Genomic DNA, 12,366 nt, shown 5'->3' with positions numbered 1-12,366 from the left:
CTTGTGGCCTCTCAATAGCGCCATCAAGTACCGGTCACTACGACTACCTGAATTCGGGTCGGCGTACAAAATGGGAGCCCCCACCAGGCACGTGCTTGGTGGGGGCTCCTGGTCGTTTGACGGCAACGGTGACGGCAACGTCAGTGGACGCTTGCCGCGGAGGGCGGGTCTTCTCGGTCGTCGTTGCCCGTGCCGAGTGCGTCGTTGAGGGGGTCGATAGCTTGGCGTTGGAGGCGGAGTCGGACGTGGGCGTAGACGCCGGCGGTGACGCCGATGCGGGCGTGGCCGAGGTGTTCTTTGATCACCACGAGGTCGACGCCTTGCTCCAGGAGCAACGTGGCGGTTAAGTGGCGGAGGCCGTGGAAGCGGATGCGTCGGAGCCCAGCCCGGGCGAGGAAGCCGCGGAAGCGGCGGTTGAGGTTGGCCGGGTCGAGAGGTCCGCCGGTGGGCGTGGTGAAGACGAGGCCGCTGTCGCTCCAGGCCGAACCGGCCTGTCCCCGCTGCCTGTTATGCCGCTCCTTGAGGGATTGGAGGCATTCAGTGGGGAGGGCGATGCGGCGTTCAGATGCCCGGGTCTTGGTGGGCAGGTGGGTGAGGCCGCCGGTTCGGGTGCGCTGGAGGTAGTGGCGGATGGCGGCCGTTCCTGCGTTGAGGAAAAGGTCCTCCCAGTGGAGGCTGAGGAGTTCGCCTTTGCGGAGGCCGGTACGCAGGGCGAGTTCGTACAGAGCGTGCAGCCGATCGGCGCGGGCAGCGTCGAGGAACTGGCGGGCCTCCGTTGCGATAAGCGGTCGGAAGCGCCTGGGCCGGTGCGCAGTGGTCTTGACGTTCCGGGCGACGATGCGGGGCAACTCGTCTTCGCGGACGGGTGTTCCAGCGCCGACTTAAGCACCGAGTGCACGTAGGTCACGGTCAAAGGTGACAGCCGCTTCTGGCAGGACTCGCCGACGGTGCAGCAGCTCTTCCGTTCCGCTTCCAACCCTTGGGTGCAGCACTGGCAAGTGGTGCGCAGGCGGTCGAGGAAGGTACGTACGTCTTTGGCGGTCAGCCGTGCGACCTTCTTGGTGCCAAGGCCGGGCATAAGGTGGAGACGGACGCAGGCGGCGTATCGGACGTGGGTGTTCTCCCGAAGCCGGTGGACAGCGACGCCATTCTGCCAGTGAGCGTTTTCAAGGTGGCCACTGATCGGGTGACGGCGGTGACGCGAACCGGGGTGCGCAACGGACAGGGCTCCTGTGCCGTTGCGAGAGGTGGTCGACGTCTCAACTCAGCAGCAAAGGAGCCCTGTTGGTTCCGTATTCTGTCGCACTCGACCTGCCCCACGCTCTGGTCGAGTGGGTCACGATACTCATCGTCACCCGTGACGGTGACCGGCATTGCAAACTCCCGCCGCACCGCCGCACCGCCGCACCGCCGCACCGCCGTGCGCTGGTCGCACTCGTGTACCTGCGCCGCCACGACATCCTCACGAGGATCGCCGCGGCATGCGACATATCCGTCGGCACCACCCATGCTTACGTCGCCGCGGTCACCGGTCTGCTCGCCGAGCAGGCGCCGGGCCTGCTGAAGACGCTCCGCGCGCCCGACCCGGACTTCGTGCTCCTGGACGGCACGCTCGCAGAGTGCGACCGCGTCGGCGACGGCAAGGCCGACTACTCCTCGAAACACAAGCGGCACGGGGTGAACGTGCAGGTCGTCACGGACCCGGCCGGCGGGATTCTGTGGCTGTCGCCGGCACTGCCGGGCCGGACCCACGATCTGACGGCCGCCCGCACCCACAAGATCCCCCGGATCTGCGCGCGCCAGGGCGTTCCGATCCTCTCCAACATGGCCTACATCGGCGCGGGCGAGTGGGTCACCACAGCCAAGCGCCGCCCGCCAGGCGGTGAACTCACCCTCACCGCGCGAACCGTGAACCGGGCCTTGTCCGCGGCCCGGGCACCCGTCGAACGAGGCATGGCACGGCTGAAGTCCTAGCAGATCTTCCGCAGATCCTGCGTCAGCCCCAGCCGCATGAGCGGCATCACCAAAGCAGTCCTCACCCTGGAGAAGCAACGCTGAAAACGCTCAGTGTTTGGCACCCGCGCCGCCGTCCCCGGCCCACAACCCGAGGATCTCCCTCTGGCCTTCGGTGGTGACGGCCAGGGCCACGTAAATCGGCCGGTTGGCGCTATCCCGGATGGCCACATGGCCCATGCGCCCGTTGGCGTACTCGACATAGATTGAACCGGCCTGACGCCCAGAGAGGGACGCCCACCGAAGATCCCGGATGTCAGTGAGCCTCTTTCATCCTGTGCTGGAGGGTGAAATGGGCTGGTCGGCGGTGGTGGTGACTAGGCAGGGCCCCTCGTCGTTGGCGTGGTGATTCCACTCATCACACCGGCGACCGAAGGGGTCCTGTTGGTTCTGTATCCTGCCACGCTCGACGTCCCGCATGAGCTTGTTGAGCATGTCGCCTGGCTGCTGTAGGAGCAACGCCGGACCCTTAACACCCGCTGGCGCAAGCTCGGCTGCTTTAAGCAGGCACTGCTGGCGCTGGTCCATCTGCGTAAGAACGAGACGTTCGCGCAGCTCGGAGCCGGTTTCGGGATATCGCAGGCCACCGCCTGGCGGTACGTGGACGAGGTCTTGATCACGACGAGGTCGATGCCTCGCTCCAGGAGGAGGGTGGCGGTCGAGTGCCGGAGGGCATGGAAGCGGATCACTCGAAATCCGGCGCCTTCGAGGAGGTGGCGGGAAGGACGTGTGAGGTCGGTGGGATCGAACGCTAGGGGATCTCGTGAGAGTTCAGTGCGTGTCGCGGACCACGTGGGTTCCCGGGCCGGAGTACGAGACCATCACGTGGGGTGAGCTGCTTCCCATGCTCTCCGCCTTGGCTGAACACTTCGCCCTGGGGCTGCAGGCGATCGGATCCGCGCTGTCGGAGGTCGCGCCTTTCGTCGGCTGGCTGGAGGGCCAGGGGGTTGGCCTCCAGCGGTTCCACCGCGCACCCCGCCTCGTGCGCCGGTAGTCCGGGAACGACGGCCCGGGGGCGGGGCCGGAGCGGTGAGGCTCCGGGCCCGCCCCCGGTGCTGCCGGGCTACGACGGGAGTTCCGCCCGTACCGTCCTCGCCGCCGTGACCAGGTTCTCCAGGGACGCCCTCGTCTCCGGCCAGCCGCGGGTCTTCAGGCCGCAGTCCGGGTTCACCCAGAGGCGTTCCGCGGGGATCGCCTCCAGGCCCGTGCGCAGGAGCTGGGCCGCCTCCTGGGTGCTCGGCACCCGGGGGGAGTGGATGTCGTACACGCCCGGTCCCGCCTCACGCGGATAGCCGTGCGCCGCCAGTTCGCGGGCCACCTGCATGTGCGAGCGGGCCGCCTCCAGGCTGATGACGTCCGCGTCCAGGTCGTCGATCGCCTGGACGATGTCCCCGAACTCCGCGTAGCACATGTGCGTGTGGATCTGCGTGTCCGGACGCACCCCCGCGGTGGTCAGCCGGAACGCCTCCGTCGCCCACGCCAGGTACCCGGCCCGGTCGGCCTCGCGCAGCGGCAGCGTCTCGCGCAGCGCCGGTTCGTCGACCTGGATGACCGACGTGCCCGCCGCCTCCAGGTCGTTCACCTCGTCGCGCAGGGCGAGGGCGACCTGGCGGGCCGTCTCGCCCAGCGGCTGGTCGTCGCGGACGAACGACCAGGCCAGCATCGTCACCGGCCCGGTCAGCATGCCCTTGACCGGACGGTCCGTCAGGGACTGGGCGTACGTCGTCCACCGCACCGTCATCGGCTCGGGACGCGAGATGTCCCCGGCCAGCACCGGCGGGCGCACGTAGCGCGTGCCGTAGGACTGCACCCAGCCGTGCCGGGTGGCGAGGTAGCCGGTGAGCTGCTCCGCGAAGTACTGGACCATGTCGTTGCGTTCGGGCTCGCCGTGCACCAGGACGTCGATGCCGGTCTTCTCCTGGAAGGAGACGACCTCCTGGATCTCCGCCCTGATCCGCTCCTCGTACCCCGCCGTGTCGATCCGGCCCGCGCGCAACGCGGCCCGCGCGGTGCGCAGTTCACCGGTCTGCGGGAACGATCCGATGGTCGTCGTCGGCAGCAGCGGCAGCCCGAGGTGGGCGCGCTGCGCGGCCGTCCGCTCGGCGTAGGGCTGCGAGCGGCGCGCGTCGCTGTCGGTGACGGCCGCGGCCCGCGCCCGCACCGCCGGGTCCCGCGTGATCGGCGACGACGCGCGGGACGCCAGGTCCGCCCGGTTCGCGGCGAGTTCGGCGGAGACGGCGTCCGTGCCGTGCCGCAGCCCCTTCGCGAGGGTGACGATCTCGGCGGTCTTCTGCCGGGCGAAGGCCAGCCAGCGCAGGATCTGCGGCTCGATGTCCCGCTCCACCGCGGCGTCCAGCGGCACGTGCAGCAGCGAGCAGGACGCGGCGACGTCGACCCGGTCCGCCAGACCCAGCAGCGTGCCGAGGGTGGACAGGGACGCGCCGAGGTCGTTGACCCAGATGTTGCGGCCGTTGACGACACCGGCGACCAGCCGCTTGCCGGGCAGTCCGCCGACGGCGGCGAGCGCGTCCAGGTTGGCCGCGGCGGCCTCCGTGAAGTCCAGCGCGAGCCCCTCGACGGGCGCCTTGGCGAGGACGGGCAGCGCGTCGCCGAGCCGGTCGAAGTACGACGCCACCAGCAGCTTCGGCCGGTCGGTGAGGCCGCCGAGGTCACGGTAGGCGCGCGTGGCGGCGTTCAGCTCGGCCGGGGTGCGGTCCTGGACCAGGGCGGGCTCGTCGAGCTGCACCCACTCGGCGCCCGCAGCCCGCAGCTCGGCGAGGACCTGGGCGTACACCGGCAGCAGCCGGTCGAGCAGGGTGAGCGGCTCGAAGTCGGCGGCCACCCCGGGCGCGGGCTTGGCCAGCAGCAGGTAGGTGACGGGGCCGACCAGCACCGGACGGGCCGTCAGACCCAGCGCCAGCGCCTCCTTCAACTCGGCCACCTGCTTCGCCGGGTCGGCGGCGAACTCCGTCTCGGGGCCCAACTCCGGCACCAGGTAGTGGTAGTTGGTGTCGAACCACTTGGTCATCTCCAGCGGCGCGACCTCCTGGGTGCCGCGCGCCATCGCGAAGTAGCCGTCCAGCGGATCGGCGGCGACGGCGTCCCGGTGCCGTTCGGGGATCGCGCCGACCATGACGGTGGTGTCCAGGACGTGGTCGTAGTACGAGAAGTCGCCCGTGGGCACCTCGTCGACGCCGGCCTCGGCCAGCTGGTTCCAGTTCGTACGGCGCAGGTCGGCGGCGGTGGTCCGGAGGGCGTCGGCGTCGACGCGGCCCTTCCAGTACCCCTCGACGGCCTTCTTGAGCTGCCGGTCCTGCCCCTGACGGGGGTAGCCGTACACGGTGGCCCGTGCTGCCGCGGCTGCGGGCTTGGTGGTCACGGAGATCTCCTTCGCGAGACGAATCCCTGAGATCCCGGTGAGGGATCGCGGACGCGAAGGGTGGCCGACCGGACGGCCCCGACGTCGCGCGGCACAGCGCTGTCGTCCGTTCGGTCCTGCTCGCCGACCCGCCCACGAGGTCACCGGAATGTCCGCGCGCGAGTCGTCGCGCACGGGCAGTGGCAGGTCTTCGGACTCGCGGGCACGTCCTCCCGGAGGAGGGCACCTACTGGCCGTCGCTTCCCAGACCCGGCCGGGCCCAGTGCGTATGACGGCGGTCGTTCCCGCTCACCGCTGCGGGGCAGTCCCGGATTCCCACCGGGTTCCCTCTTGCGACGCATCCCGCCTGGCGGACGGGGCGAACCAGCTGCGCGGACCAGCCTAGACGCCCGCCGACGCGCGCGGTGCGTGCCGTCCACGATGCGGATGGTGAGGAGACCCACGCCGGGAGGGGGCATGGGCCCCGGGACGGCCGGGAAGCAGCGGGCCCGCCTGACCGACATCGGCCCAGGTCAGCCCGGCGTCACACCGGTGCGGCCCTCCGAGGTTCCGCCGACGCGCGTCAGTCCTCGCGCTCCGCCGCCGTGACGATGCCGTACGTCACCAGCCCGTACAGCAGGTGCGGCACCACGTCCGACGTCCAGTCCTTCGGCGACCAGGTGGTCGGGTCGCTCACCCCGAGCCGGGCCATCGGCAGGTCGGTCGCGGTCATCGCGAGGAGCCCGGTGGCCAGGCCGCCCAGCCACCACGGCATCCGCACCCCGGCCCGGCGCAGCGCCGAGACGGCCGCCCCGGTGCCGCAGCCGACGACGATGCCCGACAGGGCGCCCAGCCCGGAGAGCCGGTTGTCCAGGTCGCCCTTCGGGTCGGGCACCGGGTACCCGATGTCCTGGGCGATCCGCTCCACGACCTGTGCCGGGGCCTCGCTCGAGGGTCTTCCCCGCCAGGCCATGTCGGCGTAGGTCACCGCGTTCAGTACGGTCGTGCCGGCCGCGCCGGCCATGCCACCACGCACGATGCTCTCGATCATGCCCGGCCGAGTTCCCCCGTCGGCCGTTTCCGAATCAGCCGTCGCGGCCGGTCCGCGGCTACCGCATCGCGACCAGCACGACGGAGCCGAGCACGCTGGTCGTCACGAAGTACGGCGCGTTGAGGACGCCGTAGTAGAGCGGGCGCGGGAAGTTCGGGTTGATGGCGATCTGGAACGTCATCGCGCCCAGGTAGCCGACCCCGACGAGGAGCCCGAAGACGACGGCGTCGCCGATGCCGGTGATGTCGAGCGCCTCGATGAGAACGGCGCTGGTCAGCACGGTCACCAGGGTGCACAGCAGCGGTCCGGCCACCGTGACGGGCGTCGGCGCGGGCGGCTGCGCGCCCTCCCGCCCGAGGGCGACGGCGTACGGCTTGGCGATCACGACGGCGAACCACACTCCGGCGATCAGGAACGACGCGACCGCCGCGATCGCGAGGGCGGCCCAGTTGATGTCGGCGAGGACGGAGAACACGCGAAGACCCCTTGCAGGCGAGCGGCCCCTGCGGCCGCTGACAGAAGGAGTCTCGACGGGGTGGAGGACAGGTTGTGTCCGCTACCGCTCGCCCTCCGACAGCCCCCGTCGAGCAGCCACCCGCCGTCCACCCGCCTCGGCCCGCCGACCCCCGGGCCCCCGCCCGGCCACGTCTCGCTCATCTACTCCGCCCCTCCCGTATCCCGGGCTCCCGGCCCGGCCACTTCTCGCTCACCTACTCCGCCCCTCCCGCACCCCGGGCCCCTCCCGCACCCCGGGCCCCTCCCGCACCCCGGGCCCCGCCCGGCCATGGGCCCACTCACCCACCCCGGCCGCTGCACCCCCTCTCACCAAGGAACCCCACCCGCGTCGAGCACCTCGTCCGGTGTGCCGCGGGCGGTGAGGCGGCCCTCGCGCAGGAGCAGGCAGGTGTGTGCCGCGCGGGCCGCCTCCAGGTCGTGGGTGGCCTGCACGACGGTCGTGCCGTCGGCGACCAGTTCGGTGAGCAGGGCCGCGATGCCCGCCCTGGCCTCCGGGTCGAGCCCTGTCGTCGGCTCGTCCAGGAGCAGCAGGTCCGAACCCTGGGCGATCCCCTGTGCCATCAGGGCGCGTTGACGTTGCCCGCCCGACAGCTCGCCCAGTTGCCGCCCGGCCAGGTCGGACACGGCCAGCCGTTCCATGGCCGCGTCCACCACGTTCCGGTCGTGCCGGGTCAGCCGCCGCCACGGGCCCCGCTCCTGCCACCGTCCCATCTCGACGGTCTGCCGCACCGTCAGCGGGAGTTCGTCGCCGACGGTCGTGCGCTGCGGCACGAACGCCGGGGGGCGGCCGCCGATGTGCCGGAGCTGTCCCGCCGTGGCCGTGATCACACCGGCGAGCACGCCGAGCAGCGTGGACTTGCCGCTGCCGTTCGGTCCGACGAGCGCAGTCATCGTCAACGCCGGTATGTCAGCGGTGAGTTGACGCAGGACCGGGGTTCCGGAGTAGCCCGCCTCCAGGCCGGTGAACCGGACGCGGACGCCGTCGTCGTCGCCGTCGGACGGACCGACGGGGTGTTTGTTGAACATGATTGTCATTGTAGGGTCAGCGTATGGAGTGGTTGACGGACCCCTTTGAGGTGACCTTTGTGCAAAGGGCCTTGTGGGGCGGGTTTCTGGTGTCTGCGATCTGTGCCCTGGCGGGCACCTGGGTGGTGCTCAGGGGGATGGCTTTCCTCGGCGACGCCATGTCCCACGGGCTGCTGCCCGGGGTCGCGGTGGCGGCGCTGCTCGGCGGGAACCTGCTGGTCGGGGCCCTGGTGAGCGCGGCGGTCATGACGGCGGGCGTCACCGCCCTCGGCCGCGCCCCGCGGCTCTCCCGGGACACCGGCATCGGTCTGCTCTTCGTCGGCATGCTGTCGCTCGGCGTGATCATCGTCTCGCGGTCGCAGTCCTTCGCCGTCGACCTGACCGGCTTCCTCTTCGGCGACGTCCTCGCCGTCCGTGAGGACGACCTGGTGCTGCTCGGCGCGGCGCTGCTGCTGGCGCTCCTGGTGTCGCTCCTCGGCCACCGGGCCTTCCTCGCCCTGGCGTTCGACCCCCGCAAGGCCCGCACGCTCGGACTGCGCCCGCGCCTGGCCCACGCGGTGCTGCTCGGGCTGCTGGCGCTCGCCATCGTCGCGTCCTTCCACATCGTGGGGACCCTGCTGGTCCTCGGCCTGCTCATCGCACCGCCCGCCGCCGCCCTGCCCTGGGCGCGTGGGGTGCGCGGGGTGATGGCCCTCGCCGCGCTGCTCGGCGCGGGCGCCGTGTTCGGCGGGCTGCTGCTGTCCTGGCACCTGGGCACCGCGGCCGGGGCGACCGTCGCCGCCCTCGCGGTCTGCTTCTTCTTCCTCTCCCACCTGGCCTCGGCCGTCCGCCACCGGCGCCGTTCCGGCCGTGCCGACGTCCCCGAGCCCGCCCTCCGACCGATCGAGACCCGATGAGGCGAAATCCCGTGCCCGTCCGACCCACCGTCCTCGTCTGGACGCCGGTCCTGCTGACCGCCGTCCTGCTGAACACCGGCTGCGCGGGCCCGGACGACACCCCGTCCGCGGCCCCGGCCTCCTCCTCGCCCGTCCCGCACGGCTATGTCGAAGGCGCCGAGGAGGCTCCCGAGCAGCAGTCCCGGCTGCTGCTCGGCGACGCCGGCAGCGGCGCCACCCGGGTCCTCGACCTGATCACCGGGAAGGTCGTCGCCTCAGGGAAGGCCGGGGGCATCGACGGCATCGCCACCGACGGCCGGTTCGGCTACCTGCCCGGTAGCACCGGGACCAGGGTCGTCGACACCGGCGCCTGGACGGTCGACCACGGCGACCACGTCCACTACTACCGGACGAAGACCCGCACGGTCGGCGACCTCGCGGGCGGCACCGGCGCCCGGGTGCACGGCGACGCGGGCGTGACCGTCGTGACCGGGGCGGACGGCAGGGCGCGCGTCCTGCGCAGGGCCGACCTCGACGCGGGCCGCACCGGCACCCCCACCGCGCTCACCGGCACCTACGCCGGGGCCGTGGTGCCCTACGCGGAACACCTCGTCGCCGTCGAGGCGGACCCGGGCGGGGACACGGACCGTCCGGCGGTCGTCGTGCTCGACCGCGCGGGCAGGCCCGTCGCGTCACCCGGCGCCGTCTGCGAGGACCCGAGGGGCGAGGCGGTCACCCGGCGGGGCGTCGTGCTCGGATGCGCCGACGGCGCGCTCCTCGTCCGGGAGGACGACGGCCGGTTCACCGCCGAGCGCATCCCCTACGGGCGGGACGTGCCCCGCGCGCAGCGGGCCGCCGCGTTCCGCCACCGGCCCGGCAGCACCACCCTCACCGCCCCCGCCGGGAAGGACGCCGTCTGGACCCTCGACGTCACCGCCCGCACCTGGAAGCGGATACCGACCGGGCCCGTCGTCGCCGTCAACACCGCGGGCGAGGGCTCCCCGCTGCTCGTCCTGGAGTCGGACGGCGCCCTGCACTCCTACGACAGCGCCGACGGCCGTGAACTCGCCGTCACCGCACGGCTGGTGAAGGAGCCCGGCGGACCGGGCGGGGCGGCCCCCGTCATCGAGATCGACCGCAGCCGCGCCTACCTCAACGACGCCGAGGGCAGACGCGTGCACGAGATCGACTACCTGGACGACCTGCGGGTCGCCCGGACCTTCGACCTCGATCTGCGGCCCTCCCTGATGGTGGAGACCGGCCGATGAGCGCGCGGGCGCGGACGGCGCGGATACGCGCGCTGGTCCTGACCGTGATCAGCCTCGTCTCCCTCGGCACGGTCTCCGGCTGCGCGCGCGGCGACGCACCGGCCCGGATCGTGGTGACCACCAACATCCTCGGTGACGTCACCCGCGAGATCGTCGGCGACGAGGCCGAGGTGAGCGTCCTCATGAAGGCCGACGCCGACCCGCACTCCTTCGGCGTCTCGGCCGTCCAGGCGGCCGAACTGGAACGCGCCGACCTGGTCGTCTACAACGGGCTCGGCCTGGAGGAGAACGTGCTGCGGCACGTGACGGCCGCCCGCGAGTCCGGCGTGCCCGTCTTCGAGACCGGCCGGGCCGTCGACCCCCTGACCTTCGGCACCGGCGGCGAGGGCGACCCGGCGGCGGAGGCCGGGCGGCCCGACCCGCACTTCTGGACCGACCCCGACCGGATGCGCACGGCCGTCGGCCTGATCGCCGACCAGGTCGTCGAGCACGTCGACGGCGTGGACGAGCGGACCGTGCGGAAGAACGCCGAGCGCTACGACGCCCGCCTGCGCGACCTCACCGCCTGGATGGAGAAGTCCTTCGCGGCGATCCCCGAGGACCGGCGCTCCCTGGTCACCAACCACCACGTCTTCGGCTACCTCGCCGACCGCTTCGGACTGCGGGTCATCGGCGCGGTCATCCCCAGCGGCACCACCCTGGCCTCGCCCAGCTCCTCCGACCTGCGCTCCCTCGTGCTCGCCATGGAACGGGCGCACGTGCGGACCGTGTTCGCCGACTCCTCCCGGCCCACCCGGCTCAGCGAGGTGCTGCGCCAGGAGACGGGCGGCCGGGTGCGGATCGTCGCCCTCTACTCGGAGTCCCTGACCGGCAGCGGCGGGGGAGCCCCCACCTACCTGGACATGATGCGCGCCAACACCGGCGCCATCGCCGACGGCCTGACCGGCGGCTGAACGGATCTCCCCGGCGGACCCGCGACCCGGGCCGCCGACCACCCCACCCACCCCGACACCGCGCCCCCGTGGCCGGAGAGGAAGACACCCGGATGAACCAGTCGATACGCGGCAGGAACCTCACGGCGGCGGCGCTGGCCCTGGCCGCGACCGTCGCGCTGACCGCCTGCGGCGCGGAGACCGAGGCCGCGTCCGACGCGCGGCCCGCGAAGGCCACGCCCGCCCCCGTCGCCGACCCCGTGGTCGCCTCCTTCGACGGCGGCCTCTACGTCCTCGACGGCGACACCCTCAAGCTCCGCAAGACCGTCGAGCTGTCCGGCTTCAACCGCGTCAACCCGGCCGGAGACGACGAGCACGTCGTCGTCTCCACCGACAGCGGCTTCAAGATCATGGACGCCACCCGGCAGACCTTCACCGGCGTCGAGTTCCCGGGTGCCAAGCCCGGCCACGTCGTCCGGCACGCCGGCCGCACCACCCTCTTCTCCGACGGCACCGGCAAGGTCACCGTCTTCGACCCGGACGCTCTCGACGGCGACCGCAAGCCCGACAGCCGCACCTACACCTCGGCCGAGCCGCACCACGGCGTCGCGCTCGAACTGGCCGACGGCAGGCTCCTGTCCACCCTCGGCACCGAGGAGAAGCGCACCGGCGCCCTCGTCCTGGACAAGGACGGACGGGAGATCGACCGGGCCGAGAACTGCCCCGGCGTGCACGGCGAGGCCGCCGCCGAGGGGGAGGCGATCGCCGTCGGCTGCGAGAACGGCGTACTCCTCTACCGGGACGGGAAGTTCACCAAGGTCGACGCCCCCGACGACTACGGGCGCATCGGCAACCAGGCGGGCAGCGACGCGTCCCCGGTGCTCCTCGGCGACTACAAGACCGACAAGGAGGCCGAGTTGGAGCGGCCGACCCGGGTCTCGCTGATCGACACGGAGAAGGCGAAGCTGCGGCTGGTCGACCTCGGCGCCAGCTACTCCTTCCGCTCGCTGGGCCGCGGCCCCGAGGGCGAGGCGCTGGTGCTCGGCACCGACGGCGTCCTGCGCGTCCTGGACCCGGCGACGGGCACGGTGCGCGAGAAGATCAGCGCGGTGGCCGCCTGGCAGGAGCCGCTGGACTGGCAGCAGCCCAGGCCCGCCCTCTTCGTGCGCGCGCACACGGCGTACGTCTCCGAACCCGCGAAGCGCGCGCTGCACGCGTTCGACCTGCGGTCGGGCGAGAAGGTGGCCTCGGTGACCCTGCCGAAGAGCACCAACGAGCTCTCCGGAACGGTCGCGGGCCACTGAGCGCCTCCGGCCGCCGCACCGGC

General features: G+C 72.1%; 8 protein-coding genes, 5 pseudogenes and 1 riboswitch. Of the genes and pseudogenes, 6 read left to right on the top strand and 7 right to left on the bottom strand.

The features are described 5' to 3' along the window. Positions 1-140: 140 nt before the first annotated feature. Positions 141-1,159 (bottom strand): annotated as a pseudogene (locus GA0115242_RS14485) (tyrosine-type recombinase/integrase); the annotation flags it as partial. 125 nt (positions 1,160-1,284) lie between these two features. On the opposite strand from GA0115242_RS14485, the pseudogene GA0115242_RS14480 reads away from it, so the two are divergent. Continuing rightward, positions 1,285-2,058, top strand: a pseudogene (locus tag GA0115242_RS14480) (transposase family protein). Between the two features lie 12 nt (positions 2,059-2,070). On the opposite strand, the pseudogene GA0115242_RS39865 reads toward GA0115242_RS14480, so the two are convergent. Continuing rightward, positions 2,071-2,184, bottom strand: a pseudogene (locus GA0115242_RS39865) (transposase); the annotation flags it as partial. 171 nt (positions 2,185-2,355) lie between these two features. Between GA0115242_RS39865 and GA0115242_RS14475 the strand changes: the two are divergent. Next, positions 2,356-2,628 (top strand): annotated as a pseudogene (locus GA0115242_RS14475) (transposase family protein); the annotation flags it as partial. Here GA0115242_RS14475 and GA0115242_RS41580 read toward each other — a convergent pair. From GA0115242_RS41580 to aztA, 5 genes and pseudogenes are all read right to left on the bottom strand, one after another. Beyond that, positions 2,625-2,759: pseudogene (locus tag GA0115242_RS41580) on the bottom strand (site-specific integrase); the annotation flags it as partial. The pseudogenes GA0115242_RS14475 and GA0115242_RS41580 overlap by 4 nt on opposite strands. 317 nt (positions 2,760-3,076) lie before the next feature. Continuing rightward, entirely contained in the window at positions 3,077-5,392 is a 2,316-nt protein-coding gene (gene metE, locus GA0115242_RS14460) for a 5-methyltetrahydropteroyltriglutamate--homocysteine S-methyltransferase (protein ID WP_093828366.1), read from the bottom strand. Positions 5,393-5,572: 180 nt separating this feature from the next. After that, positions 5,573-5,758: riboswitch (cobalamin riboswitch) on the bottom strand. Between the two features lie 196 nt (positions 5,759-5,954). Beyond that, the gene (locus tag GA0115242_RS14455) at positions 5,955-6,422 is read right to left on the bottom strand and encodes a hypothetical protein (RefSeq protein ID WP_093828364.1); all 468 of its coding nucleotides are present in this window, start codon (positions 6,420-6,422) and stop codon (positions 5,955-5,957) included. Between the two features lie 58 nt (positions 6,423-6,480). Continuing rightward, positions 6,481-6,897 carry a DUF1761 domain-containing protein gene (locus tag GA0115242_RS14450; protein WP_093828362.1) on the bottom strand — a complete coding sequence of 139 codons (417 nt, stop codon included), beginning with the start codon at positions 6,895-6,897 and terminating at the stop codon, positions 6,481-6,483. Positions 6,898-7,244: 347 nt separating this feature from the next. Next, entirely contained in the window at positions 7,245-7,973 is a 729-nt protein-coding gene (gene aztA, locus GA0115242_RS14445; protein WP_093828360.1) for a zinc ABC transporter ATP-binding protein AztA, read from the bottom strand. 14 nt (positions 7,974-7,987) lie between these two features. On the opposite strand from aztA, the gene aztB reads away from it, so the two are divergent. The 4 genes from aztB to aztD all read left to right on the top strand — a co-directional run bounded on the left by aztB (position 7,988) and on the right by aztD (position 12,343). Further along, positions 7,988-8,860, top strand: coding sequence for a zinc ABC transporter permease AztB (aztB, locus tag GA0115242_RS14440; protein WP_093828358.1), 873 nt, complete (start codon positions 7,988-7,990; stop codon positions 8,858-8,860). A gap of 11 nt (positions 8,861-8,871) precedes the next feature. Then, positions 8,872-10,107 (top strand): hypothetical protein, encoded by a 1,236-nt coding sequence (locus GA0115242_RS14435; RefSeq protein ID WP_256089431.1) that lies wholly within the window; start codon positions 8,872-8,874, stop codon positions 10,105-10,107. Continuing rightward, entirely contained in the window at positions 10,104-11,060 is a 957-nt protein-coding gene (gene aztC, locus GA0115242_RS14430) for a zinc ABC transporter substrate-binding protein AztC (RefSeq protein WP_093828354.1), read from the top strand. The genes GA0115242_RS14435 and aztC overlap by 4 nt, the downstream gene beginning before the upstream one ends. Before the next feature lie 92 nt (positions 11,061-11,152). Beyond that, on the top strand, positions 11,153-12,343 hold the full coding sequence (aztD, locus tag GA0115242_RS14425; protein WP_093828352.1) for a zinc metallochaperone AztD: 1,191 nt from the start codon (positions 11,153-11,155) through the stop codon (positions 12,341-12,343). The last annotated feature ends 23 nt before the right edge of the window (positions 12,344-12,366 follow it).

Origin of the sequence: Streptomyces sp. SolWspMP-5a-2 (assembly GCF_900091845.1) — a bacterium.
Classification (GTDB): Bacteria; Actinomycetota; Actinomycetes; order Streptomycetales; family Streptomycetaceae; genus Streptomyces; species Streptomyces doudnae.
This window is presented reverse-complemented; position numbering and strand designations above follow the sequence as displayed.

Excerpts from the sequence above, each read along its gene's own strand:
- GA0115242_RS14455 (WP_093828364.1), bottom strand. The coding sequence starts at position 6,422 with ATGATCGAGAGCATCGTGCGTGGTGGCATGGCCGGCGCGGCCGGCACG.
- aztA (WP_093828360.1), bottom strand. The coding sequence starts at position 7,973 with ATGACAATCATGTTCAACAAACACCCCGTCGGTCCGTCCGACGGCGAC.
- aztB (WP_093828358.1), top strand. The coding sequence starts at position 7,988 with ATGGAGTGGTTGACGGACCCCTTTGAGGTGACCTTTGTGCAAAGGGCC.
- aztC (WP_093828354.1), top strand. The coding sequence starts at position 10,104 with ATGAGCGCGCGGGCGCGGACGGCGCGGATACGCGCGCTGGTCCTGACC.
- aztD (WP_093828352.1), top strand. The coding sequence starts at position 11,153 with ATGAACCAGTCGATACGCGGCAGGAACCTCACGGCGGCGGCGCTGGCC.